Source organism: Bradyrhizobium sp. 40, assembly GCF_023100925.1.
In the GTDB taxonomy this organism is placed as follows: Bacteria; Pseudomonadota; Alphaproteobacteria; order Rhizobiales; family Xanthobacteraceae; genus Bradyrhizobium.
In genome coordinates this window covers 895,047-920,274 of the sequence record NZ_CP064688.1, presented here as the reverse complement: position 1 = coordinate 920,274, position 25,228 = coordinate 895,047, and the positions used below count along the sequence as shown (strand labels likewise).

General features: G+C 64.1%; 25 protein-coding genes. 7 read left to right on the top strand and 18 right to left on the bottom strand.

Annotation, left to right across the window (positions count from 1 at the left end):
• Positions 1–28: 28 nt before the first annotated feature.
• Complete coding sequence (locus IVB40_RS04280; protein ID WP_247818181.1) at positions 29–391, bottom strand: nuclear transport factor 2 family protein; 363 nt, start codon at positions 389–391, stop codon at positions 29–31.
• 317 nt (positions 392–708) lie between these two features.
• Here IVB40_RS04280 and IVB40_RS04275 point away from each other — a divergent pair, with 317 nt between their 5' ends.
• From IVB40_RS04275 to IVB40_RS04260, 4 genes are all read left to right on the top strand, one after another.
• A complete protein-coding gene (locus IVB40_RS04275) occupies positions 709–2,373 on the top strand; it encodes a PAS domain-containing methyl-accepting chemotaxis protein (RefSeq protein WP_247818180.1) in 1,665 nt (554 codons plus the stop codon).
• A gap of 120 nt (positions 2,374–2,493) precedes the next feature.
• On the top strand, positions 2,494–3,282 hold the full coding sequence (locus IVB40_RS04270; protein ID WP_247287577.1) for an SDR family oxidoreductase: 789 nt from the start codon (positions 2,494–2,496) through the stop codon (positions 3,280–3,282).
• 82 nt (positions 3,283–3,364) lie between these two features.
• A complete protein-coding gene (locus IVB40_RS04265) occupies positions 3,365–3,802 on the top strand; it encodes a hypothetical protein (protein ID WP_247818179.1) in 438 nt (145 codons plus the stop codon).
• 434 nt (positions 3,803–4,236) lie between these two features.
• A complete protein-coding gene (locus IVB40_RS04260) occupies positions 4,237–4,590 on the top strand; it encodes a hypothetical protein (RefSeq protein ID WP_247818178.1) in 354 nt (117 codons plus the stop codon).
• Between the two features lie 107 nt (positions 4,591–4,697).
• Here IVB40_RS04260 and IVB40_RS04255 read toward each other — a convergent pair whose 3' ends face one another.
• The 4 genes from IVB40_RS04255 to IVB40_RS04240 all read right to left on the bottom strand — a co-directional run bounded on the left by IVB40_RS04255 (position 4,698) and on the right by IVB40_RS04240 (position 7,462).
• Complete coding sequence (locus IVB40_RS04255) at positions 4,698–5,111, bottom strand: VOC family protein (RefSeq protein ID WP_247818177.1); 414 nt, start codon at positions 5,109–5,111, stop codon at positions 4,698–4,700.
• A gap of 38 nt (positions 5,112–5,149) precedes the next feature.
• A complete protein-coding gene (locus IVB40_RS04250; RefSeq protein ID WP_247818176.1) occupies positions 5,150–5,686 on the bottom strand; it encodes an SRPBCC family protein in 537 nt (178 codons plus the stop codon).
• 94 nt (positions 5,687–5,780) lie between these two features.
• The gene (locus IVB40_RS04245; RefSeq protein WP_247818175.1) at positions 5,781–7,097 is read right to left on the bottom strand and encodes an RNA polymerase sigma factor; all 1,317 of its coding nucleotides are present in this window, start codon (positions 7,095–7,097) and stop codon (positions 5,781–5,783) included.
• Complete coding sequence (locus tag IVB40_RS04240; RefSeq protein WP_027570323.1) at positions 7,094–7,462, bottom strand: YciI family protein; 369 nt, start codon at positions 7,460–7,462, stop codon at positions 7,094–7,096. Before IVB40_RS04240 ends, IVB40_RS04245 begins: the two co-directional genes overlap by 4 nt.
• 144 nt (positions 7,463–7,606) lie before the next feature.
• On the opposite strand from IVB40_RS04240, the gene IVB40_RS04235 reads away from it, so the two are divergent.
• Positions 7,607–8,572, top strand: a complete 966-nt coding sequence (locus IVB40_RS04235) for a glyoxylate/hydroxypyruvate reductase A (RefSeq protein WP_247818174.1) — start codon at positions 7,607–7,609, stop codon at positions 8,570–8,572.
• A gap of 118 nt (positions 8,573–8,690) precedes the next feature.
• Positions 8,691–10,658, top strand: coding sequence for a methyl-accepting chemotaxis protein (locus IVB40_RS04230; protein WP_247818173.1), 1,968 nt, complete (start codon positions 8,691–8,693; stop codon positions 10,656–10,658).
• 168 nt (positions 10,659–10,826) lie between these two features.
• On the opposite strand, the gene IVB40_RS04225 is transcribed toward IVB40_RS04230, so the two are convergent.
• On the bottom strand, positions 10,827–11,471 hold the full coding sequence (locus IVB40_RS04225; RefSeq protein WP_247818172.1) for a TetR/AcrR family transcriptional regulator: 645 nt from the start codon (positions 11,469–11,471) through the stop codon (positions 10,827–10,829).
• A 116-nt stretch (positions 11,472–11,587) separates the two neighbouring features.
• Between IVB40_RS04225 and IVB40_RS04220 the strand changes: the two genes are divergently transcribed.
• Entirely contained in the window at positions 11,588–12,232 is a 645-nt protein-coding gene (locus IVB40_RS04220) for a glutathione binding-like protein (RefSeq protein WP_027570319.1), read from the top strand.
• An 84-nt stretch (positions 12,233–12,316) separates the two neighbouring features.
• On the opposite strand, the gene IVB40_RS04215 is transcribed toward IVB40_RS04220, so the two are convergent.
• From IVB40_RS04215 to IVB40_RS04160, 12 genes are all read right to left on the bottom strand, one after another.
• On the bottom strand, positions 12,317–13,084 hold the full coding sequence (locus IVB40_RS04215) for a transporter substrate-binding domain-containing protein (protein WP_247818171.1): 768 nt from the start codon (positions 13,082–13,084) through the stop codon (positions 12,317–12,319).
• A gap of 32 nt (positions 13,085–13,116) precedes the next feature.
• Entirely contained in the window at positions 13,117–13,482 is a 366-nt protein-coding gene (locus tag IVB40_RS04210; RefSeq protein WP_247358245.1) for a cytochrome c, read from the bottom strand.
• Between the two features lie 117 nt (positions 13,483–13,599).
• Positions 13,600–15,318, bottom strand: a complete 1,719-nt coding sequence (locus IVB40_RS04205) for a PQQ-binding-like beta-propeller repeat protein (RefSeq protein WP_027570317.1) — start codon at positions 15,316–15,318, stop codon at positions 13,600–13,602.
• Positions 15,319–15,672: 354 nt separating this feature from the next.
• Positions 15,673–16,977 (bottom strand): TRAP transporter large permease subunit, encoded by a 1,305-nt coding sequence (locus tag IVB40_RS04200; RefSeq protein WP_247818170.1) that lies wholly within the window; start codon positions 16,975–16,977, stop codon positions 15,673–15,675.
• Positions 16,978–17,011: 34 nt separating this feature from the next.
• Positions 17,012–17,605 (bottom strand): TRAP transporter small permease, encoded by a 594-nt coding sequence (locus IVB40_RS04195; RefSeq protein WP_247818169.1) that lies wholly within the window; start codon positions 17,603–17,605, stop codon positions 17,012–17,014.
• A gap of 9 nt (positions 17,606–17,614) precedes the next feature.
• Complete coding sequence (locus IVB40_RS04190; protein ID WP_247818168.1) at positions 17,615–18,613, bottom strand: TRAP transporter substrate-binding protein; 999 nt, start codon at positions 18,611–18,613, stop codon at positions 17,615–17,617.
• A gap of 39 nt (positions 18,614–18,652) precedes the next feature.
• On the bottom strand, positions 18,653–20,311 hold the full coding sequence (locus IVB40_RS04185; protein ID WP_247431774.1) for a hydantoinase B/oxoprolinase family protein: 1,659 nt from the start codon (positions 20,309–20,311) through the stop codon (positions 18,653–18,655).
• A gap of 2 nt (positions 20,312–20,313) precedes the next feature.
• Positions 20,314–22,398: a hydantoinase/oxoprolinase family protein gene (locus IVB40_RS04180; RefSeq protein WP_247818167.1), complete on the bottom strand. Its 2,085-nt coding sequence runs from the start codon at positions 22,396–22,398 to the stop codon at positions 20,314–20,316.
• Positions 22,399–22,538: 140 nt separating this feature from the next.
• Positions 22,539–23,360, bottom strand: a complete 822-nt coding sequence (locus tag IVB40_RS04175) for an NAD-dependent protein deacetylase (RefSeq protein WP_247818166.1) — start codon at positions 23,358–23,360, stop codon at positions 22,539–22,541.
• Between the two features lie 37 nt (positions 23,361–23,397).
• On the bottom strand, positions 23,398–24,177 hold the full coding sequence (locus IVB40_RS04170) for a LuxR family transcriptional regulator (RefSeq protein WP_247818165.1): 780 nt from the start codon (positions 24,175–24,177) through the stop codon (positions 23,398–23,400).
• A complete protein-coding gene (locus tag IVB40_RS04165; RefSeq protein ID WP_247818164.1) occupies positions 24,104–24,547 on the bottom strand; it encodes a hypothetical protein in 444 nt (147 codons plus the stop codon). The genes IVB40_RS04170 and IVB40_RS04165 overlap by 74 nt, the downstream gene beginning before the upstream one ends.
• A 52-nt stretch (positions 24,548–24,599) precedes the next feature.
• Entirely contained in the window at positions 24,600–25,223 is a 624-nt protein-coding gene (locus tag IVB40_RS04160; protein ID WP_247818163.1) for a hypothetical protein, read from the bottom strand.
• Positions 25,224–25,228 lie beyond the last annotated feature (5 nt).

Sequence of the window (25,228 nt, the reverse complement as noted above, 5' to 3'; positions counted from 1 at the left end):
AAATTATTCTGGAGGTTATTGGCTGGCGCTAGCGCGCCTGCGGCAGGAAACGACCGTCGTGCCGGGCAGCGCCGAAATAGACCTCGATGCGGCGAACCTTGCCGCCGGCGAAGGTGAAGAACTCGGTGTTGCGAAAGCTCCTGCCATCTGTCGCCAGGCAGAAATAGGTGACGAAGGCCTCATCGCCTTGGATGAAAATCCGCTCGATGTCGTGCCGCGCAATCCAGCCGGTGTCCCTCCAGCAACGCTCGAAATAGGTCGCCTTGTCGAGGTCGTCGTCGAACGGGCTGGTGAAGCGGAAATCGTCGGCCAACGCGTCGGCGACCCGTTGCCGGTCGTTTCCGAGATAGGCCGCGAAAAGGTCTCGAATTAGGCGCTCGGGGTCAGTCATCGAACGGTTCCGTGATCAGCATCGTCTTGAAGACGATTGAGGCGCACCTGCGCCGACATCACGTCCGGCGGCAACCACGCGAAAAATAATGCACGCGGGGGCCCGTACAAATACGGCGCGTTCTATGAACTCCGCCGTGCATATGAGTCGAGAATACTTGCAACCTGAGCAACATGGCCGAGGCGTGCGAAAGACAGAACGGGCGCCGCCTCGTGCAGGAGTTTACAGTTGCTAAAGAAGCCCATGCAACTTTTTAGCTTGAGCGAAACGGTATGACGATCCGGCTGCTTCGCCCCTCAGCATTAGGCGGAGCTTACGTGTTCAATTTCCAAAGCAAGAAAGTCAGGCACGCGGTCGCGGAGGTCGAGGCGCTCGACCGGTCCCAGGCCGTGATCGAATTCGGCCTCGACGGCACCATTCTCGATGCCAACGAAAATCTCCTCAAGATGAGCGGCTATACGCTCTCGGAGATCAAGGGCAAGCATCACAGCATCTTCGTCAGCGCGACTGAACGCGAAAGCGCCCGTTATCGCGACTTCTGGGCCAGCCTGAACCGCGGCGAGTTCCAGACCACGCAATACAGGCGCTTCGGCAAGAACGGCAAGGAAGTCTGGGTCCATGCGTCGTACGCGCCGCTGCGCGACGAGAACGGCAAGGTGGTGAGCTTCATCAAGTTCGCAACCGACATCACGGCTTACAAGATGAGGACCATGGAGGACGCGGGCAAGATCGCCGCGATCGGCCGTGCCCAAGCTGTGATCGAATTCAACATGGACGGCACCATTGTCACCGCCAACGAGAATTTCCTCGGCGCGGTGGGCTACTCGCTCGACGAGATCCAGGGCAAGCACCACAGCATGTTCGTGACGCCGGAGGATCGCGCGAGCTCGGCCTATGCCGACTTCTGGGCGCGGCTGAACCGCGGCCAGTTCGAAGCCGCCGAATACAAGCGGATCGGCAAGGGCGGACGCGAAATCTGGATTCTCGCAACCTACAACCCGATCCTCGACGAGATGGGCAGGCCGTTCAAGGTGGTGAAGTTCGCGACCGACGTCACCGCGCAGAAGATGAAGGCTGCCGACAATGACGGACAGCTCGCCGCCATCCAGAAATCGCAGGCGGTGATCGAGTTCAACATGGACGGCACCATCCGCACCGCCAACGAGAATTTCTTGAAGGCGATGGGCTATTCGTTGACCGAGATCAAGGGTCAGCACCACTCCATGTTCGTCGAGCCGAACGAGAAGAATTCGGGAGCCTACCGCCAGTTCTGGGAGACGCTCAACCGCGGTGAATACCAAGCCGCCGAATACAAGCGGATCGCCAAGGGCGGCCGCGAAATCTGGATCCAGGCGTCCTACAATCCGATCCTCGACCTCAACGGCAAACCCTACAAGGTGGTGAAATATGCCACCGACATCACCGCGCAGGCGATCGGCCGCAAGAAAGCCGACAACGCGCGCGGTCTGATCGAGGCGGTCGCGGCCGGTAGCGAACAGATGAGTGCATCGATCCGCGAGATCTCCGCCACCATGGCGAAGTCGCGCGAGAATTCGAAGGTCGCGACCACCCGCGTCGAGGCCGCCGACGGCCAGGCGCAGCGGTTGAACGCGGCGGCGCAGGCGATGAGCGGCATCGTCGAGATGATCTCGGGCATCACCGGCCAGATCAACCTGCTCGCGCTCAACGCCACGATCGAATCGGCGCGCGCGGGCGAAGCCGGCCGCGGCTTCGCGGTGGTCGCCTCCGAGGTGAAGAGCCTCGCCAACCAGGCCAAGCAGGCGACCGACACCATCACGTCCGAAATCGACGCGCTGAACACCATCTCCGGCGACGTTGCAAGCTCGCTCATCGCAATCAAGGTCGCGATCGCCGGCGTCAACGAGTTCATCGCCTACACCGCCGCCGCGGTCGAGGAGCAGAGCATCGTGACGGCCGACATGTCGGCCAACATGCAGCGCGCCACGGCGGAGCTGGCTTAGGCCGCCTTGCGCGGCTGCAAAAGGAGAGCCTCGAAGAGCTAAAGGCGCGATAGTTTGTCGCCTCTGCTCGTGGCTTTCGTGGTAGGGAGACCGCTTCAATTCCCGAACCACGGATAAGCTATGACCGCCTCCCCGCAGAAAATCGCCCTCGTCACCGGAGCCGCGCGCGGCATCGGGCTTGCGACCGCGAAGAAGTTTTTGACCGAGGGCTGGCGGGTGGCATTGCTCGACATCGAGGGCGAGCTACTCGGCCGCGCGGTCGCCGAGATCGGCCGGGACGAGGCCACCCTGGCGTTGACCTGCGACGTCTCGGACGCAGCCGCGGTTGCCGCCGCGATGACGACGGTCGAACAGCGGTTTGGCCGGCTCGACGCGCTCGTCAATAATGCCGGCATTGCCGTGTTCGCGCCGCTGATGGAGACGTCGGAGACCGATTGGCGGCGCGTGCTCGAAGTCAACCTCACCGGCCCGTTCCTCTGCACCAAGGCGGCGGTGCCGCTGATGCGCGACGGCAATGGCGGCGCCATCGTCAACATCACCTCGATCTCGGCGGTGCGCGCCTCGACGCTGCGCTCGGCCTACGGCACCAGCAAGGCCGGCCTCGCGCACCTTACCAAGCAGCTCGCGGTCGAGCTCGCGTCCCTCAACATCCGCGTCAACGCGGTCGCGCCGGGACCGGTCGACACCGCGATGGCGAAGCAGGTGCACACCAGGGAGATCCGCGCCGACTATCACGACGCCATCCCGCTCAACCGCTACGGCCTGGAAGAGGAACTCGCCGAAGCCATCTACTTCCTGTGCTCGGAACGATCGAGCTACATCACCGGCCAAATTTTGGCCGTCGATGGCGGCTTCGATGCGGCGGGCATCGGCCTGCCGACGCTGCGCGGCGAACGGCGGAACGGATAGACACGGCGTAGGTTGGCCTAGCGAAGCGCCACCCTGCTCTTCTCATTGGCCTATCCTACGGACTCGAATTCGCGGAGGCTTCATGCGGCGCGTCACCTTCCTCAAGGCCATGATGTTCGCATCCGCGCTGCTCGCCGCCACACCTGCCGCGGCCGAAATCCGCATCATCCAGTCGCCCGGTGGACAGGTCGGGCCGTTCCTCGATCTGTTCGAGAAGGTGCGCGAGAGCGGCGAGCGCGTGGTGATCGACGGTCCCTGCCTGTCCGCCTGCACGCTGGTGCTGAGCATCGTGCCGGGCGAGCGGATTTGTGTGACAAAGCGTGCCGTGCTCGGCTTCCATGCGGCACGATCGGTCGATCGGCGCGGACGCTTCTACGCCGAGCCGGAAGCATCCGATGCGGTGCTTGCGGCCTATCCCGGCCCGGTGCGCGACTGGATCAGCCGCCGCGGCGGCCTCTCGTCGCGGTTGCTTCTGCTGAAGGGACGCGACCTCGCCGCGATCTATCCGCGCTGCCGGTGATGATCAGGCGGACGCAGGCGCCCGCCAATTCCGCCCGTCACAAGCTTCCTGAGGTCTAATAGAAACTCTGGATCAGCTCGGTCAATTCCATGCTCGCGCAGATGAGCATACCCCAAAGTGCAAAGTTGATCTGCAGCGCCGCCGCCATCGGTCGCTCCCCTTCCAAGTACGCCCGCCCCAGTTTTTAGAATTTTATGACGAAATAAATAACGATTCTGTCCCGGAGTTCACAGCCTAATATTGCGCCAGTTGTTGTGCGATGCGGTCCGCTTCATTTCACGAAGCGGCCTCACTGCTCTCGCAATGTGATGCGACAGCAACATCCATATTCGGCCTTGTCGGCCAGGCGTTTCCCTTAGGTTCCATTTGAGCGGTGCGACGCAAGCTTCGGCCAGCGAACTTGGCGCGTCGCATACAACACCCAAGGGTCCGGCATGATACGACACGGCTTTGTCTTGCTCACTTTTTGCGCAACGCTCATGGGATGCATGGTCGCGCCTGCGCAGGAACGCCGTCCGATCGCATGGGACGGCCTCGGTCAGGATCCGAACCGTCCCTCCGTCATGAAGCGTCGCGTGGCGACCCAAGCTCCCGCGGCGAGTGATCCGAATCAGGAGCGGGAGAGAGTCCTCGGCACCTTGCGCCCGTACTCCGCGGCGTGGTGGGCAATCCATGACGAAATCGAAGCGGAGAATGACAGGCAGCTCGGGACAAAGCTCGTGATCTGTCCGCGCTGCGTTCCCTCCTCCCAACCACCGAGCAATGACGTGACCGGATCGATCCGCTGAGAGCGGCACGCGGTCGATCGGCACATGACGCAACATCTCATGCGCGCCCCTCTCCGCATCGTCGGGGAGAGGGGATCGCCGCCCAGCGCGTCAAACGATCGCGCCTGTCACATTCCCTCGGCCGGGCAGTTCACCATCCAGGGAATGCCGAACTTGTCGACGCACATGCCAAAGCCCTTGGCCCAGAAGGTTTTGCTGAAGGGCATGGTAACGCTGCCGCCGTCGGCGAGCGCGTTGAACTTGCGCTCGCCCTCCGCGGGGTCCGCGACCGTGAGCGAGATCGAAAAGCCCTGCGGCTTGTGAAAATGCTCGCTGGGTGCGTCGGAGGCCATCAGCACGCTGCCGTCGGGCAGCGACATCCGCGCATGCATGATCGTCTTCTCGCGGCCGGGCGCGGCCGCCATGTCCGGCGGCGCGTCCGACGAACGCATCATAGCGTCGATCTTGCCGCCGAGCACCTTGGCGTAATAATTGAATGCCGCTTCGCAGGTGTCCTGATAGAACAGATAGGGATTGAGCATCGCTTCTCTCCGTTTTGCTTTCGTTCGGGGTGACGGCGCTACTTCTCGGTGAGCTTCTTCAGGCTGGCCAAGCCCGCCTCGAAATCCTTGCCGATCATGTTGTCCATGTTGATGAACACCTGCATGACCTTGGACAGGAACGGGGCCGGACCGGACATCGCCCACGTGACCAGTGTGGCATCGCCTTGCGGCACAAAGGTGAACTCGGCGGTGTTGTGGCCTTCGAAAGGCCGCTCGAAGTCGAGCTTGATGCGGAGTTTTGACGGCGCACTCGCCTCGAGGATCTCCATATGGCCGGCGCCCACATTGTTGTTGCCGTCCCAGGCATAGGTCGCGCCCCTTCCTTCCGCAGTTCCGCCGAAGCTGCGCTTCATGGCGGGATCGCGGTTCTCGTAGGGTGACCAGGCCGTCCAGCGATGGAAATCGGCGACCAAGGGATAGACCGCATTGGCCGGCGCTTTGACGGCGAGGCTGCGTTCGACCCGGAATGTGTCGGGCTTCGTCAGGGCGAAGCCGAGCACGCCCACGATTCCGACAGCGAGCACGACGGCGATGATGGCAACGGCTTTCAGCATGAATGGCTCCCTCGATACGGTCCTAGGACGAAGGGAGAGGGCTGGGTCCGACAAGGCGAAGCGAAAATTTTGCAACGCCCGAAGCAGGCGCTCCCTACTTCACCTTGGCGTCTTTGACCTTGGCGTCTTGCCTGGCGCCGCCATGGGCGCCCTTGGGCTGGCTGTCCCGGATCAGGCGATCGAGATGCATGCGGATGTGGGCGGCTTCTGCGGACGTGTTGGCGAGGGCGATGGCGCGGTCGAAGGCGATGCGGGCTTCGTCATTGCGGCCGAGCTGCATCAGGAAAGCGCCGCGCACGCCGTAGAAATGGAAGTAATTGGCAAGCTTTGGCGCCAGCGGCTCGATCAGGTCGAGCGCGGCTTGCGGTCCGCGCACCTTGGACACCGCAACCGCGCGGTTGAGCGTCACCACTGGCGAGGGCTGCACCACCTCCAGCGCACCATAGAGCAGGTCGATCTGCGCCCAGTCGGTCTCCTCGGGCGTCGCCGCGCGGGCATGCAGCGCGGCAATCGCGGCCTGGATCTGGTAGGGCCCGCTGCGGCGATGGCGTATCGCCTTGTCGATCAGCGCGAGACCTTCCGCGATCATGGTGCCGTTCCACAGCGAACGATCCTGGTCGTCCAGCAGGATCAGCGAGCCATCCGCGGCAAAGCGCGAGGCACTGCGCGCATGCTGCAACAAGATGAGCGCCGTGAGCCCCATGATCTCCGGCTCGCTCTGGAACAGCCGCAAAAGCAGCCGCGCCAGCCGGATTGCTTCCTCGCACAGCGGCTTTCTGATTGCGGCGGTGTCGCCGCTCGCCGAATAGCCCTCGTTGAAGATCAAATAGATCATCGCCGCGACAACGGCGAGCCGCTCCGAGCGCTCGACCGCGCCCGGCGTTTCGAACGGTGTCCCGGCCTCGGCGACCTTGGCCTTGGCGCGCGTGATGCGCTGCTCCATCGCCGCATCCGACACCAGGAAGGCGCGTGCGATCTGCTTCACGGTCAGGCCGCAGACGATGCGGAGCGCCAGCGCGATCTGCTGCGTCGCCGGCAGGCCCGGATGGCAGCAGATGAACATCAGCCGCAAAATGTCGTCGCGGTAGTGCGAGCCGTCGAGCCGCTCGGCGAGCGCGCCCTCGGCGTCGTCGAGATCGGAGATCGCCTGATCGTCCTCGGGCAGCGGCTGCTGCTTGCGGGTGCGGCGCACCTCGTCGATGGCAACGTTGCGACCGACCATGATCAGCCAGGCCGCGGGATCGCGCGGCGGTCCGTTCTGCGGCCAGGTCTTCAGCGCGCGCAGGCAGGCGTTCTGGAAGGCCTCCTCGGCGGTGTCGAGATCGCGGAAATAGCGCAGCAGCGCGCCGACCGCCTGGGGGCGCGCCGAGGTCAGCGCGGTCTCGATCCAGGCGGTATCGGCCTCGCTCACGTCAGATTCCCTCCGGGCCTGAACACGCCCACCGGGCGCACTTCATAGGCGCCGCCGGGATTGGCCGATCCGAGGTCGCGCGCAACGTCGAGCGCCTCGTCGAGGTTCTTGCAATCGACGATATAGAAGCCGAGCAACTGCTCCTTGGTCTCCGCATAGGGGCCGTCGAGCACCAGCGGCGGGTCCTCCTTGCGCAGCGTCGCTGCCGCAGTGGTCGGCAGCAGCCGCGCCACGGGGCCGAGCCTGCCCTGCTTCGCGAGACCTTCCTGCACCACGGCGAGCTTCTTCATCACGGCCTCGTCCTGGTCCTTGCTCCAGGAGCCGACGAAGTCCTCGTCGTGATAGCAAAGGATCGCATAAAGCATGGGCAGTACCTTCTCTGAGCGCTTGTTTTGAAGACGATCCAGTATGCCTTGCCCCGACATGGCTGCGGAAAAAAATTGCAAGAAAAATCCGGCAGATCGTGCCAAGGAGAGCCTTCAAAAGCGGAACCTCAAGAGGCACTTCGAATGACCGTGGGCACACTGGCCGTCCTGATCAACAGCACGCAGCAGAACTGGCTGCCGGAGCGCTGGAAGGCCCGGTTCGACGCGGTCAGCGGCGGCCGCCGCGTGGCGCTGCTGCCCGATCCCAGGCTCGATCCGGCCGAGGTGCACTATGCCGCGGTGTGGAAACCGGTGCCGGGCGACCTCGGCTCTTTCCCCAATCTGCGTGCGATCTTCAATCTGGGCGCCGGCGTCGATGCGCTGATGGCGGACAAGAGCCTTCCGAACGTGCCGCTGGTGCGTGTCGCCGTGCCCGATCTGACCGGCCGCATGACCGAATACGTCGTGCAGCACGTGCTGATGCACCATCGCCAGGAGCTTTATCTGCGCCAGTCGCAGCGCGAAAAGCGCTGGGAGCCGACCTATCAATGGCCGGCGAGCGCCGTCACGGTCGGTATCATGGGACTGGGCACGCTCGGCACTGACGCGGCCGATGTGCTGCGGCGGCTTGGTTTCCGCGTCGCCGGCTGGAGCCGCAGCCCGCGCACGATCGCGGGTGTCGAATGCTTCCACGGCGCGGCGCAGATCGACGCGTTCCTGCGCACGACCGATATTCTCGTCAGCCTGTTGCCGCTGACGCCCGATACACACGGCATCCTCAACCGCGACGTCTTCACCAAGCTCAACCGCAAAAGCCCACTCGGTGCGCCCGTGCTGATCAACGCCGGCCGCGGCGGCCTGCAGAACGAAGCCGACATCCTTTCTTGCCTCGACGACGGCACGCTGGGCGCCGCCTCGCTCGACGTCTTCGTGCAGGAACCGCAGCCGGCGGATAGCCGGTTCTGGACCCATCCCAAGGTGTTGCTGACGCCACACAACGCCGCCGATACCGACGCCGATGCGATCTCGACCTATGTCGCCCAGCAAATCGCGCAGTTCGAGGCGGGTGGTGTGCTGGCGAACGTGGTGGACCGGACGCGGGGGTACTGAGACCTCACGTGCCACCCGGGCCCGTAAAATCACTGATCGCCGGCCGGTATCCCGTTCACCCTCTCTTAGCGAGAAGTTGATAGGCGTTGTTAATCAACGCTCAACGAACGAGTCGGACATGCGCTTCACGCTCGGCCTCAGGATGCGGATCACGGTTGCGCTGGCGGTGACGGCGGCGGCGACCGCCCTGTTCGCCGTGCTCGGGGCGATGTGGATCATTTCCGGCATCATCGACCGGGCCGACCAGCGCGAGCTTCGCAGTCATTACGACGCGCTCCAGTCGCGAATTGCCGAGGAATCCCAGCGTGCCGCCGCCATGAGCGCCGTCGTGGCCGCGATGCCCGCGACGCAGGACGCGATGGCCAAACAGGATCGCAACGCTTTAATCGGCCTGTTCGGGCCGGTGTTTGCCGCGACCAAATCGGAGTACGGCGTCGAACAGTTCCAATTCCACGTGGCGCCCGCGACATCGTTCTTGCGCGTGCACCAGCCTGCCAAATTTGGCGACGACCTCTCGGGCTTTCGCAAAACCGTGATCATCGCCAACCAGGAGCACAAGGTCGTGGTCGGGCTCGAGGGCGGCCTGGCCGGGCTCGGCATCCGCGGCGTGGTGCCGATCGCGCAAGGCGGCAAGCATCTCGGCTCAGTGGAGTTTGGCCTGACCTTCGGCCAGTCCTTCCTCGACGATTTCAAGACCAACCGCCATGTCGACATCGCCTTCCATCTCGCGGACGGCGGCGGCTTCAAGCTGTTCGGCGGCACACTGAAGGGCAAGAGCTTCTTCGATGCGGCCGATTACGGCCGCGCCGCCGGCGGCGACTTCACGGTACGGCAGGCCAAGCTCGACACCACGCCGGTGGCCGCGCTGCTCGGGCCGATCAGGGATTTTTCCGGCAAGCCGCTCGGCGCGGTCGAACTGGTGATGGACAATGCCGACTATGTGGCCTCTGCCGACCGTGCCTGGCTGCTGGCATTCGGCATCGCCGCGCTCGGGCTCGTGCTCGCCGCCATTGTCGGCTATCTCATCGCCCGCAGCATCTCGCGTCCGATCATCTCCATCACGAGCGTGATGCGCGAGCTGGCCGACGGACACCTCGATGTCACCGTCCCCGCCAGCAAGGCGAATGACGAGGTCGGCGCGATGGTCAAGGCTGTCGCAGTGTTCCGCGACAACGCCGTCAACTTCAACCGGCTCCAGGCCGAACAGGCCGACACCAAGGCGCAATCCGAAGCGGAGAAACGGCGCGCCTTCGCCGCGCTCGCCGACAATTTCGAAGCCAGCATCCGCGATGTCGTCACCACGGTCTCCTCGGCCGCGGTCGAGATGGAGAACACGGCGCGCTCGATGTCCGATATCGTCGAGCGATCACGGCAGCAGACCGGCACGGTATCATCGGCCTCGGCGCTCGCCTCCGAGAATGTGCAGACGGTTGCTGCCGCCGCGGAAGAGCTGTCGTCGTCGATGACCGAGATCAGCCGGCGCCTTGCGCACGCGACGGCGGTGGTCGGCAAAGCTGCCAGCGACGGGCGACGATCGAATGAGCGCGTGCAGAGTCTGGCCGACGCCGCGCAGAAAATCGGCGACGTCGTCTCCTTCATCAGCGGCATTGCCGAGCAAACCAATCTGCTGGCCCTCAACGCGACGATCGAGGCGGCCCGCGCGGGGGAAGCCGGCCGCGGCTTTGCGGTGGTCGCCTCCGAGGTGAAGGCGCTGGCAACCCAGACCGCCAAGGCGACCGAGGAGATCGGCGCGCAGGTGACGGCAGTACAAGGCGAAACCACCGGCGCAGTGGACGGCATCCAGTCGATCTGCGCGACGATCCAGGAGGTCGACGAGATCTCCGCCGCGATTGCCGCCGCCGTCGGCCAGCAGGGCACCGCGACGCAGGAGATTGCGCAGAACGTCCAGCAGGCAGCCGCCCGCACAGGCGAGGTCTCGCAAAACATCGCGGGCGTCACCGCCGGCATCGCCGCGACGGGGACAGCGGCCGAGGAAGTCCTGGGCTCGGCGATCGAGCTGTCAAAGCAATCGCAGCGGCTGCGCGACGAGGTGGATCGCTTCCTCGCGCACATTCGCGCGGCGTAGCGAAGGCTACAACTCAGTGTCGTCCTGGCGAAAGCCAGGATCCATTACCCCAGGGAGGAGCTGCGGCGCGACGGCGGCAACTCCGAACCTTCGCCAAACCAAATTCGGTGGTTATGGGTCCTGGCTTTCGCCAGGACGTTTGGGAGATAGCTCGCGCCACGCAACCGCCTAGCTCTTTCCTCCTACCATCACGTCGATCGCCCCCTTCACGATCGCCTCGAGCTCCTTCCGCGACACGCGCGCGCGGGAGCGGATGGCGATTGAGTGCACGGTTGCGGATGCGAGCTGCGCCAGCACGGCGGGATCGGCGCTCTCGGGCAACTCGCCTTTCTCCTTGGCGCGGCGGAAGCAACTCGCGAACGCCTTGTCCAGCTCGTTAAGGCCATCGAGCACCATGGCCCGGATGTCGGGATCGCCGACCGCCTCGGAGGCTGCCGTGACCACGGTGAAGCAGCCGCGCGGGCCGGTCTCGCCGGAAAGATAGATGTTCAGCGCGGACGCGAAGATGCGCTCCAGCCTCCGGCGCACGGGCATCTCCTGGCGAAAGATCTCCACCATCGATGCGCGCGCTTCCTCGCGGTAGCGCTGATAGCTCTTGATGTAGAGCTCGCGCTTGTCGCCGAAGGCGCCATAGAGGCTAGGGCGATTCATGCCGGTGGCTTCGCTGAGATCGTCGAGCGAGGTCGCCGCGAAGCCCTGCGTGCGGAACAGGTCGAGCGCCTTGCCAAGCGCGACGTCGGGTTCATAGGCGCGCGGACGGCCGCGGCGTTTGGGCTCCGTGGCAGCAGTTGGCGGCTTCGATTTTTGTACCATTTCGCAATTTAATCCTTGACCGTTCCCATAATATGCAAGACAGTACAAAAATCAATTTGGCCGGGTTGAGCGACACTCCAAAAGTCACATCGAAGAATTGCCCAAGGAGGCTCAAGATGGATCTTTATTTCTCGCCCCTCGCCTGTTCGATGGCGAGCCGCGTCGCGCTGTATGAAGCGGGCGCCGAAGCGAATTATCTCGAAGTCGATCCGCCGACCAAGACAGTGCTGAGCGACGGCACTGATTTTCGAACCGTGAATCCGATCGGCTTGGTGCCGACACTGCGCACCGATGAAGGCGTGGTGCTGACCGAGAACGCCGCGATCCTGCAATATATCGCCGACCGCTTCCCGCAATCGGGCCTCGGCGCCGCAGCGGGCATCGATCGCACGCGGCTGCATCAATGGCTCTGCTTCATCGGCACCGAACTGCACAAGGGCCTGTTCATCCCGGTGCTCGACCGCAAGGCGCCGCAGGAGACGAAAGCCTACGCACTGGAGAAGAACCTGTCTCGGCTGGACTATCTCGACAATTACCTGAAGGGGCGCGACTTCCTGCTCGACCATTTCAGCGTCGCCGACGCCTATCTCGTCACGGTCATCAACTGGACCATGGCGACGCCGCCGATCGAGCTCGCCAAATGGCCGAACGTGAAGGCCTATTACGAACGCCTGCGTCAACGGCCGTCGGTCGCACGCGCGATCGCGGAAGAGTTCGAGCTGTACAAGGCCGAGCAGGCGCGGAAGAAGGCCGCGGCGTAAGCGACATTCGAAACGACAGTCGTTCCGGCCAATGCGGCCGGGACGACGGGTTAAAGCGCGACTGACCGCGTCCGGAACAATTGGCTATTTCGGTGTCTGCAGTACGACCCCGTAGCGGCCGTATATCCGATCGATCGCGCCGTCGCTTCGCAGCCGTTCAACCGCTCCATCGATGGTGTCGCGCAATGCATCATCCGGACGGACCATGCCGATTGCGACGTTCCAGTTGAGATCGGCTATGGACTCGTCGCGATCCAGGATGCGAAATGCCTTGTCCGGATGCGTCAGATTGAAATAACTCGCCGCGGTGGGGGTGACCGCCGCGGCATCGATCTCATGGTTTGACAAGGCATCGAGGCTGTCGCTCTCGAAGCCGAAAGTCGACGTCGGGACGTGCCGTTGACTGATGATCATGGCCGCGACGGATCCGACCTGCACCCCGACCTTGGTATGCTCGTTGAGGCTCTGGAACGAGGCCAGCGCGCTGGATGAGGGGACGGCGAGCGCGACGCCCGTGCGGTAATACGGTTTTGAGAGTCTCAAGCGGGTTTCACCCTGCGCTTCGCGGTTGGCGATGACGTCCAGAACGATGTCGCATCCGGCGCTCCGCATCTGGTACTGGGTGATGATCCAGTCGAGACGCAGCGAGACGCCGAGCTCGTGTGCCAGCGCCTCGCCCAATTCGATCTGAAAGCCGGGTGGATCGGCCGCCTTGCTTGCGAACGGAAGCGAGTTCGGATGGGCGCATAATCCGAGCACACCGGACGCGCGGATCGCGTCCAGGGTCCGCCCCTGCGCAGGATTCAGCAATCCGATCGCGGCGCTGACCACAAGCGGGAGAACTGCCTTCATTCCGCGTTCTCGTATCGACATCGGCTGGTCATTCAGCCCTCGCGCGGCTTCAGGGCGCGGATATATTTGACGATCTGGTCGATCTGCGCGTCGGTGAAGGCCCCGCCGAATGCCGGCATCGCACCAGACTTGCCGTTCTTGATGCGGCTGTGCAGATAGTCGTCGTCGCGCGGCGAATTCATCAGTTGCGGTCCCTTGCCGGCGGCCCGACCGCCAGCAGAGTGACAAAAGCCGCAAGTCCCTGCGAATAACTGCTCGACGTCGAGCGTCCCGTTGTCGGGTACGGGAGTGGCAGACTGCGCCTGAACCGGTGCGGCATACAGCGACGAGGCGCCCAGCACCGCCGATAGCAGCGCGGTGATCTTCTTGAAATGCAAGTTCAAGGTATCCAGCTCCATATCCTGAAGCGCCACGTCCCGAAGCACGAGTCCTGAAGCACGAGTCCTGAAGCACACCCGGAAATTCCAATGCACGGGAAGCAAGCTTGCGCCTGCTCCCCGGCAATCTGCGATGATCTATTTCAAGCTGAAGACGACAAGCGCCCCGTCATCACGCGGCATGCTCTTGTAGGCGCCGCCGAAGTTTGGCGCGTATTCGTCCGCCAGCATGCCGCCAAAGCCAGCGACTACGGCAATGTATTGCTTGCCATTGACGGAATAGCTGACGATGCCGCCCTGGTGGCCGGTGCCGTTGTTGTGACTCCACAGCTCAGCCCCGGTTTCGGCATCGTAGGCATGAAGGATGCCGCGGGAGTCGGGCACGAATACGAGATTGCCCGCAGTTGACAGCACGCTTCCGAGCGGCGGCTCGGGATAGCGAACCTCCCACTTCTTCGCACCGGTGATGGGGTCGCGCGCGTCGAGATGTCCATAAATCTCTCCGCCCGGAGGGGGTACCATCTTGAAATCGGCGCCAATGTTGAGCTGGACTTGGGGCGCTGTAACCGGCGTCGTCTTCTGGACGTCGAGCGTCATGCACCATTCCTGGCCGATTTTGTAGTACAGGCCGGTCTTCGGGTTGTAGGAGCCGGCGTTCCAGCTGACGCCGCCGCCAATGAAGGGGCACAGCGGCGGTTCGGTGACCTTCCCGGCGCTGAAGTCGCGACGGCCGATCAAGGCACCCGTCTTGGGATCGATATCCTTGACGAAATTGATGTTCTCAACGAGCCGCCAGACGTTCTTCACGGCGAGATTGCGGTCATAGACGAAGACGAAACCGCCCTTGTTCGGGTGAACCACGAACTTCTGACCGTCGCGTTCGAGCATCACAAACTCGCCGACCGCGCTGTCGAAGTCCCAGGCGTCGTGCGGCAATTCCTGATGATGGAATTTCAGCCTGCCGGTATCGACGTCGAGACCGATCACCGAACTCGTGTAGAGATTGTCGCCGGGACGCGCGCCTTGCGTCTTGTAATCGGCGCCCGACCAATCGTAGAGCGGCGCCGGGTTTGCGGTGCCCCACAGGATTGTGTTGGTCTCGGAATCGTAAGTGCCCGGCATCCAGCCGCCACCCCCGCCGGTGCGCCAGGAATCGTTTCCCCACGTCTTCATGGCCTCGTCGGTGCCGGCGACGGTCAAGAACTCCCACTTCTTCTTCCCGGTGGTGGCATCCAGGCCGAAGATCGGGCCGCGGCCCGGCCATTCACCGCCTTGCGCTCCGATGATCACCGTACCCTTCGCGTAAAGCGGTGCACCGGTGAAACCGACCGTGAGCTTCTGCGAGTCGATCAACCTGGTTTCCCAGAGGACCTTCCCCGACTTCATATCCAGGCCAAGAACCCTGCCATCCATGGTGCCGACGAAAACCTTGCCCTCGCCGAGCGCTACGCCGCGATTGTAGGGGGAATGGGTCTGACGGGAGATCAGGGCCTCGTCCAGCTCCGGAAAATGGGACCAGATCACCTCGCCTGTCGCGCCGTTGAGCGCAAAAACCCGGCTGTAAGAACCCGAGTAATAGAGCACGCCATCCGCCGCGAGGGGCATCGATTGCAGGCCGCGGGTCGAGCGTCCTGGAATATGGGTCCAGGCAACGTTCAGATTGCCGACGTTGTTTGCGTTGATCTGCGCCAACGGGCTGTAGTGATAGGATTTGTATGAACCGTGATAGGTCAGCCAATCGTTCTGACCGCCGTTCTCGATCCGCGCAGTATCCACGGACTGGGCCAAGGCCGACGACACCATCAGCGTCGCGCCGGCAATAAGAGGTAGACCAGACTTACACCAACGCTTCCTCATCCGTTCCTCCCGCTTTTATGGCTGTTTAACTTGCGTCTCACAGACGCCACCGCGAGGGATGCTGCAGTCCGCTCTCTGTCGGCCTTCTCCATCGCATACGAGCCGCCGACGGCTCTCGATCTCTCTCGGCGGACATCGCCAAAAGGTGCTACGTCTCTGGACTGGTTGCAGTTGCGCTTATCCTCGCTCCAGCAGCGTACGCCGGATGACGAGGAGCGCAAAGATGGAACACGCGCACGGCGCGAATTTGACGCGCGGCGCGGATTGCAAACGTCAGTTGCGCTGACCGGTTCGTTTGGCCTCACAGTCTCAGACTGCTGCGGGCGGCGATAGCGGCAAGGCCCGAGGAAGGATTTACCCGTACAGCACGCGCGGAAGGATCGTGACGATGCCGGGCCAGAGCGTCAGCAACAGCACGAAGCCCACCATGATGAGCAGGTACGGCATCGTGACGCGCGCGATGTAGCCGAGGCCATCGTCGGTCAGGCCCTGGATGACGAACAGGTTGAAGCCGACCGGCGGCGTGATCTGCGCCATCTCGACCGCCAGCACGAGGAAGATGCCGAACCAGATCTCGTCGAAGCCCGCGCCCTTCACGATCGGCAGCACGATCGGCAACGTCATCACGATCATCGAGAAGCCGTCGAGGAAACAGCCGAGGATCAGATAGAAGATAATCAGCACCACGATCAGCATGAAGGGCGATAACCCCAAGCCCTTCACGAAGGCGGCGACGGCCTGCGGGATGCCAAGGAAGGCCGCGGCGTTGCCGAGGATCGAGGCGCCGAGCACGATCAGTGCGATCATCGAGCAGGTCACGACCGAGCCGATCAGCACGTCGCGGATCACCTGCTGCGACATCGAGCCCTGCGCCCAGGCGACCAGCGCCGCGCCGAGCACGCCGACCGCGGCGGCCTCCGACGGCGTCGCCAGCCCGCCATACATCGAGCCGAGCACGCAGGCGATCAGGAACAGCGCAGGCGCGAGATCCTTCAGCGCCGCAAAACGTTCGCGCCATGGCACCTGCGAGAGCTTGGCTTCCGTCTCAGGCACCATGCTGGGGTTGAGGGACGTGTGCAGCATCACCCACCCCATGAAGGTGGCCGCCAGCAACAGTCCGGGCAGCACGCCGGCGGTGAACAGTTTCAGGATCGAGACGTCGCCGAGCACGCCGTAGATGATCATGATGTTGGACGGCGGGATCAAGAAGCCGAGCGTGCCGGCGCCGGCGAGCGAGCCGATCGCGATGTCGCGGGAATAGCCACGGCGCAGCAGTTCGTTGACCGACATACGGCCGATCACCTGCGTCGTCGCCGCCGACGAGCCGGAGATCGCCGCGAAGATGGTGCAGCCGATCACGTTCACATGCAGAAGACGACCCGGCAGAAGCCCCGCCCAGGGCGCGAGCCCTTGGAACAGCGAACGCGACAGACGGGTGCGAAACAGCAGCTCGCCCATCAGGATGAACAGCGGCAACGCCAGCAGCTCCTGCGTGGTCAGGATGTTCCAGGCGTATTGCGGCAGCAGCTTGTCGAGCGGGATCGAGCGGAATATCGCCAGCAGCAGCGTCGCAGTGAGCGCAAGCGTCAGGCCGATCCAGACGCCGCAGGCCAGAAGCGCAAACAGGATCGCAAAGAGTGCAACGACTTCGATGGTCATGGAATCCGGTGTCCGCTGGCTGGCGCGTGGGCGATCATTCGACGGGCGAGGCCTTCATGCGGTGATCCTCCAGCGGCAGGCCGAGCACGGCCTGGATCGCGCGCGCCAGGAACTGGAGCGTCAGCAGCAGCATGCCAAAGGTGACGACGGCCTGCGGAAACCACAGCGGGGTGTCGCTCGAGGTCGAAACCTGGCCGCGCACATAGGCGCCGAAGGCGAACTTCGCCATCGACGATGTCAGGAAGGCCATGAAGGCGAAGCCCGCGGCGGCCGACAGGATTTCGATCGCGCGCTGAAACGGAGCGGGGACGTTCTTCAGCAGCAGCACGACACGGATATGGCCGCCGACGCGCAGGGTCATGGCGGCGCCGAAGGTGAAGGACGCCGCCATCAGATAGGAGGAATACTCCCACGCGATCGAGATCGTGGGCGGAAAGAACGGCAGGAAGTTCGAGAGGAAGCGCGTTGCGACCTCGCACAGCATCAGCAGCGTCAGCATCAAGAGGCAACCGCCTCCGATCCACCCGTCCAGCCGGCCGAGACGGTCGATGCCGTCAAGCAGGATGCGCAGCGGCGCTGGCGCCGGCGCGTTGAGACTTTTAAACGACGCAGGCAAAACATCCGCCACTGCAAGTCCTCAGCGCTTCATTTCGGCGAGATAGGCCCGCACCGGCTTGTCGGCCGCCGGTACGCGCTTGACGAAAGCGTCGAGCTGCGGCGCGGTCTTGGCGCGAATGTCCGTGATCATGGCCTCCGAGATCGGCACCACCTCCATGCCGCCTTCCTTGAGCCGGTTGAGGCTGTCGACGTCCGCCTTGAGGGAGTTCGCCCAGAAGCCCGGCTCCATCTTGGCGGCAATGCCGGCGACGAGCTGTTGCTGATCGGCGCTCAGTGCCTTCCAGGAATCGAGATTGACGGTGAGCATCTGCGACGACCAGACGTGGTTGGTCGGGTAGATGTATTTCAGGAATTCCCAGAATTTACCGTCGACGCCCGACACCGCCGAGGTGGAGACACCGGAGACCGCGCCGGAGGCCAGCGCGGGGATGGTCTCGCCCCAGGGAATCATCACCGGCGCCATGCCGACCACGGCCAGCATGTCGACGGCGTTCTTGTCGGGTACGCGGATCTTGATGTTCTTCAAGCCGTCGACATCGGCGACCTTGACCTTGAGATGCAGATATTGCGTCGGCCAGGGCACGATGTAGAGGATTTTCTGGTTGTTGCGCGCGGCGACCTTCTCGTATTCGGGCCGCACATATTTGTGCAGCACCTTCAATTCGTCCATCGAGCCGCAGAGAAAGGGAATGCTTTCGACGCCCATGAAGGGCTCGTCGCCGACCTGCTGGATGTTGAGGACGTCGGCGAGCGGCACCAGGCCGTCGCGCACGGCGCGCAGATGCTCGGGGCCCTTGAAGCCGAGCTGTCCACCGGCCTTCACGGTGATTGCGACCGAGCCGCCGCTCTGCTTCTTCACCTCCTCCGCGAAGGCAAACGCGTTCTGGGTGTGGAAATTGCCGTCGGGCCATACCGTCGACATGTCCCAGCTCACCGTCGCAGCTCGCGCGGGGGGCGAGATGTGGCCGGCTGCGAGCAGCGTCGCTGCGCCCGCCGTAAAATTCCGTCGCGTGATCATTGAGCCCCTCCGTTTGCTACGCGCACGACGCCTGCGGCGTCATCGCGTATGCCCATAAACTGCAAGCGCGTTGTCGGCAGACACGAGGCCGCTTTCGATGTCGTCGTTGACGGCTGTCGGCGCGCGCTCCCGGGGATCGCCGATGCCGGCGCCGCCTGGTGTCAGCACCACCAGCCGGTCGTCTGGCGGCACCTGCTGAAAGCCTTTTCCACGCAGCTTCTTGCCGGACTTCAGGCCGACATAGCCGGCCTCGCCGTTCTTGCCGCCATCGCGACCACGTGGCGGATGATCGATGCGGTCGAATGCCGCCAGGATGTCGAACGGCGCATCGACGCCGCTGCCGACCTCGATGATCTGGCCGAGGCCGCCGCGGGTGCGCCCTGCCCCGCCGGAATCCGGACGCAATTCCTTGCGCCAGAAGATCAGCGGCGTCTGCGTCTCGGCGATTTCGACCGGCGTGCCGCGCACGCCGCTGGGATAGGCGGTCGCCGACAGCCCGTCCTTCGCGAAGCGCGCGCCGGTGCCGCCATTGGAGGTCACCGCCATCGAGAATCCGTAATTGCCGCCGGCGCCCGAGCGGGTCTGTCCGCGCACGTTGAGATTCCACAGGCACGATGTGCCTTCGGCGGGCACGCGCTCGGGAATGATCTGGCGCAGGCAGCCGAACACGACGTCGGGCAGCATCTGGCCGATGATGTGACGCGAGGCGACCGGCGCCGGCTTCGGCGCATTGAGGATCGCGCCCGGGGGAGCCGACACCGTCAGCGGCGAGAGCGAGCCGGCATTGTTCGGGATCTGCGAGGCGACGACGCAGCCGAGACCGAACACGGTGTAGGCGATGGTGTAGGACAGAGGCACGTTGATGCCGAACCTCGATGCGGCCGAGGTGCCGTCGAAATCGACGTGAATGCCTTCGTCCGAGATCGTCAGCGTCGCCTCGAGCGAGACCGGCGCATCATAGCCGTCGACCACCATGGTGTTGCGCCAGGTGCCCTTCGGCAGCTTGGCGATCTCGGCCAGCACGGCCTCGCGCGAGCGGTCGCAGATATAGTCGCCGAGCGTATCGAGGGTGTCGATGCCGAACTCGGTCATCATCTCGACCAGACGCTCGCAGCCGACGTCGTTGCAGCCGGCGAGCGAGTAGGTGTCGCCCTCGGTGTCGATCGGCAGCCGCGTGTTAGTGCGGATCATCGCCATCAGTGTCTCGTTGACGACACCCTGGTCGATCAGCTTCAGCATGGGGATATAGAGCCCTTCCATGAACACGTCGGTGGCGTCGGGCCCGAAGCCGATGCCGCCGATGTCCATGAGATGGCTGGTGCAGGAAAACAGCGCGACCGGCTTGCCGTCCTTGAAGCAGGGTGTGGTGACGACGAAATCGTTGAGATGCCCGGTGCCCATCCAGGGATCGTTGGTGATGTAGGCGTCGCCCTCCTTCATCGTCTCGATCGGAAAGTGGGCGATGAAGTGCTTGACCGATTCAGCCATCGAATTGACGTGGCCGGGGGTGCCCGTCACCGCCTGCGCCAGCATCCGTCCCTTGAGGTCGAACACGCCGGCCGAGAGATCGCCGCATTCGCGCACGATCGGGCTGAAGGCGGTACGGAGCAGCACCTGCGCCTGCTCCTCGACCACGGCGATCAGCCGGTGCCACATGATCTGGAGGTCGATCAGGCTCGCGCCGCTTGCCTTGCTCATGATCAGGCCGCCTTCCGTTCCATGACGATGCTGCCGGCACCGTCGATATGGGCATCAAAACTGTTGGAGACGAACGTCGAGGTCTCGTCCTCGGCGATCACCGCGGGACCCGCAATCGTCGCGCCCGGCGCCATGTCCTCGCGGCGGTAGAGCGGGATCTCGATCACCTCCCCTGCACGACCGTCGAAGAACTTGCGGCTGCCGGTCGCCTTCCCGGCCGGCTTGCGCGTAACGGCCGCGACCGTGGCCGGATTGCGCGCCTCGGTCGTCGCGAGCACGGACCAGCTCAACACCTCGATCGCCGCACCCGGGATGGACCGCTCGAACATCGCCGCATAATCCGCTTCGAACTTCTGGCGCAGGCCGGCCAGATCGGCCGTCGTCAGCCGCCGGTTCGGCAGCTCGACCGTGATCTCATGGCCCTGACCGACATAGCGCATGAAGGCCGCGCGGCGCTCGCGCACTGGCGCACCGGCCGCGCCCGACTCGACCAGCGCACGCGCTTCGGTCACCATCTCCTGGAGCAGGTCGGAGACCCCCTCGGTGTCGAAATCGTCGAGCCGCACATGACGGCTGCGCACCAGCTCATAGGCGATCGGAGCCGCAAGGAAGCCCACGGCCGAACCCACGCCGGCATTGGAAGGGACGATCACGCGGGAGACACCGATCTTCTCGGCGACCCGCGCCGCATGCAGTGGCGCCGCGCCCCCGAAGGCGATCAGCGTGTGCTGCCCGACAATCTCACCGCGCTCCACCGCATGCACGCGCGCCGCGCTCGCCATATTCTCGCAGACGACCTCGTGCACGGCATAGGCCGCGGTTTCCGCCGACAGGCCGAGCGGCTCGCCGACGCTGCGCAGCAGCGCCTGCTTCGAGAGTTCAGGGTCGAGCTTGATCGTTCCACCCGCGAAATCGTCGGGATCGATCATGCCGAGCGCAACGTCGGCATCCGTCACGGCCGGGCGCAGGCCGCCGCGGCCGTAGCAGGCGGGCCCTGGCTCCGACGAGGCACTTTCGGGACCGACCGTGACGCGCTTCATCGCGTCGACATGAGCGATCGAGCCGCCGCCGGCGCCGATCTCGACCATCTCGATCACGGGAATCCGCACCGGCAGACCCGAACCTTTCAGGAAGCGCGCTGCGCGATCGACCTCGAACACGCGCGAGGTCTCGGGCTGGTATTTTTCGATCAGGCAGATCTTTGCCGTGGTGCCGCCCATGTCGAAAGACAGCACCTTGCTCTCGCCGAGACGCGCCGCGATCTGCGCCGCGAAAATGGCGCCGCCGGCGGGACCGGATTCGACGAGGCGCACCGGAAAGCGCCGCGCCGTCTCGATCGAGGTGACACCGCCGCCGGAGGTGACGAGATAGATCGCGCCGCGGTACTGCTCGACCTGCAAGGCGTCGGACATGCGGGCGAGATAACCATCGATCAGCGGCTGCACATAGGCGTTGGCTACCGCCGTCGATGTCCGCTCATATTCGCGGATCTCCGGGCACACCGCGGACGATACGGTCACGGAAATGCCGGGCATCTCCTCACTGATGATCGCGGCCGTGCGGCGCTCGTGCTCGGGATTGGCGTAAGAGTGCAGGAAGGCGACCGCGACGCTCTCGACGTTCAGCGCGCGCAATCTTGGCGCGAGCGCACGCACCGCCGCTTCGTCCAGCGGGAGGCGGACGGCACCGTGGGCGTCGATACGCTCCGGCACCGTGAAGCGCAGGGACCGCGGCGCCAACGGCTTCGGCTTGTCGATGGAGAGGTCATACTGGTCGTAGCGGCTCTCGGTGCCGATATCGAGCACGTCGCGAAAGCCCTCGGTCGCGATCAGCGCCGTCTTCGCGCCGCGACGCTCGATGATGGCGTTGGTCGCGAGCGTTGTGCCGTGAATGAAGACGTCGATGTCGCTGATATGGGCGCGCGCATCGGCGAGAATGAGCCGCATGCCATCGAGCACCGCCTGTTCGGGCCGCTGCGGCGTCGTCAGCAATTTGCGCGTCTTGCGATCCTGCCCCACGTCCAGCACGATGTCGGTGAACGTGCCACCGATATCAACGGCAAGCCGCACCTCGGCTCCCTCAAGCATTCCAAATTCTCCGTGCTGATCGTCAAGACTGAGGACAAAAGCGCAGCAATTTCCATGCCATGGGCGACAGGAACATGCTGTGTCCAGCTATTCTGCTTGGCACCCATGCAATAGGCAAGGCGTGTTCGCAGCCCGCGCGATCAGAGCAGGAATGCAAGCGCCGCTTCGCAGCGCTCCTCGACCTTGAGCGTGAGGAGATCATCGGCGCGGGTGCGTCCGAGATTGACCGCAGCGATCGGGATTTGCCGTTGCGCGGCAGCCTGCACGAAGCGGAAGCCGGAATACACCATCAGTGACGAGCCGACGATGAGCATGGCGTCGGCCTGCGCCAGATGATCCTGCGCGGTAGCGACCACGTCGCGCGGGACGTTCTCGCCGAAGAACACGACATCGGGCTTGAGGATGCCGCCGCAAGCTTCGCAAGGAGGCACCTTGAACGACGAAAAATCCGCATGCTCCAGGTCCGCATCGCCGTCGGGGGCATCGGCGGCATCGAGCGTCAACCATTCCGCATTGGCGCGGCCGAGCATCTCCTGGAATTCGCTCCGCGGCGTCTTTTGGCCGCAACCCATGCAGCGGACCAGATCGAGCCGGCCGTGCAGGTCGATTACCTCGCGGTGGCCGGCGGATTGATGCAGCCGGTCGACGTTCTGGGTCAGCAGCATTCCGCAACGCCCGCTCGCCTCGAGCCGGGCGAGCGCGTGATGCGCATCGTTCGGCCTCGCCTGGCCGAACCGCCGCCAGCCGATCAGGCTGCGCGCCCAATAGCGCCGACGCGTATGCTCTTCCGACATGAAAGCCTGGAAGTTCACCGGCTGGGTCCGCTTCCAGTTGCCGTGACTGTCGCGATAATCGGGAATGCCAGAATTGGTGCTGCAGCCGGCGCCGGTCAGCACGAACAGACGTTCGTGCCGGCCGACGAAATCCTGGAGCGGATGATTTGCCAGTGGATCATTTGCCATGACGCAGATGTAGTCCGCGCAGGCGGGTTTTGCCAGATCACGGCCGTTCGGACCGGTCGAATCCCGCAATCAGCTTCACGAGCTCGCTCTGCCGCGCCGTACCGGTCTTGCGGAAGACGTTGTGGAGGTGTGTCTTGACGGTCGCCTGCGTCAGCCCGAGCAACTCGGCCAGCGCCTTGATCCCGCTCACCCTCATGACGGCGTCGATCAGGCGGACCTCGCTTGCGGTGAGCCTGTAGAGTTTTGCAAGCGCCTCCAGCGGCGGCGGGCTTGCCGGCGAGGCCTTGCGCACGAACACCGCGGCAACCGCGGAATGCAGCGCGCCGGTACGCCGCCGGTCCCCCGAGGTCAACGGCAGCACGTTGGCAAACCAGCGGCCTTGCGAGGTCCCGAGCGGAATCGAGCCGCCGCTGTCTGTCGGCATGTTGCCGTTCTCCGCGGCGACAAGCGCTTCGCGCAACGCGCGCTGAGCGTCGAGGGCAACAGCGAACAACGTTCCGTTTCTTTCCGTGAGCAGCGCAGCCTCGTCCAGCATCGCGCGTCCGGGCGCGTTGGTGAAGGCGAGACGTCCGTTGGGACCAACCAGAAAGACGGCGGCCGTGACGCTGTCAAGCGTCTGGGTCAACACCGCCTGTGTCGCCCTGTTCTGATCGAACAGCCGGCCAATCGAGACCGCGCGCTGGAAGTGCGGCACGATCAGCGCAAACCGGCTGCGGGCATCAGCGTCGGCGAGACCGTCTTTCTCATGCATCCGGACACTGACGATCGATGAATAGGTTGCGCCCTTCTCCAGATTCGACCCGAGCGCATCGATCATGCCCTAGCGCATCGATCATGCCCTGCGGCTTCATCCACTCTTCGTAGAAGCGCGTCGCCACCATCTCCTCGAAGGGGACGAAGTCTGTTGATGCATAGACGAGACCAGCCTCGCAGAAAGTGGCCGCTGGAAAGCATGGGTTCAAGGCGAGATATTTCTCGAGATAGAGCTTTGTGTAGTCCGGCTCCTCATTGAAGAGGTGCAGCACTGCGGTTTGTTCGGTGGCCGCGTCATGCCAGAACAGGGCGCCGGAGGACCCGCCGACAAACAGGCAGGCCTGTTCGAGGGCGCGCGGCCACAAGGCGGGATCGAGCGCGGCGTCGTAAATCAGGCCGATCAGCTCTGAAAGCAGAGCGGCTTCGGATATCACGGCCGGCTCTCCGACATGTCGAACAACAGATTCGGCATCCGCACCTCGTCCCTCATTGAGTCGAGACCAGAGGCTGTTTCGCAGGCGCGCCCGGCTTAGGCGGGGCGGATTGCTTCTGTGAGACGAGCGCCTTGCCAGGCCCAGCTTCAGGAGCGGCGGGCGCCACCGGTGCGGACTGCCCCACCGACAATGACACGCCGAACACACGCCATTGTCCTTCGACCGGCGCGAACATCAGTTCGAAATTCATCTGGGATGGCACCGACGGAAAAAATCCTGCCATGTGCAGGAGCCCGTTCGGCTCGATCTGCGGCAGCAGCGACAATTGCGGATCGATCACGGCAAGGCCGGAGAGATCGAGCTTGTCGCCGCGCTGCTTGGCGAAGATCTCCGCAAGTTTTGCGGCGGTGTTGATCTGGAAGCCGGGCGCACCGAGATCGCGCAGCACGGTGTAGTTCCCGGTCTTGTTGGCATGGTCGAGCGCAAGCAGCGTCGAACGGATCAGCATCAGCACGCCGTTGCGGTCGATATTGGCGGGTTTGGCCGCCTGCTGCTGCGACAGCGGCGTCTGGTGAGGCTGCGGCGGCGTCTGCTGCGCAGAGGTCGTCACCGCCCCCAGGATCAAAAGACCGGCAATCGGAAGACCAAGGCCCGCGCTCAACCAACGCAGCGTCATGACGA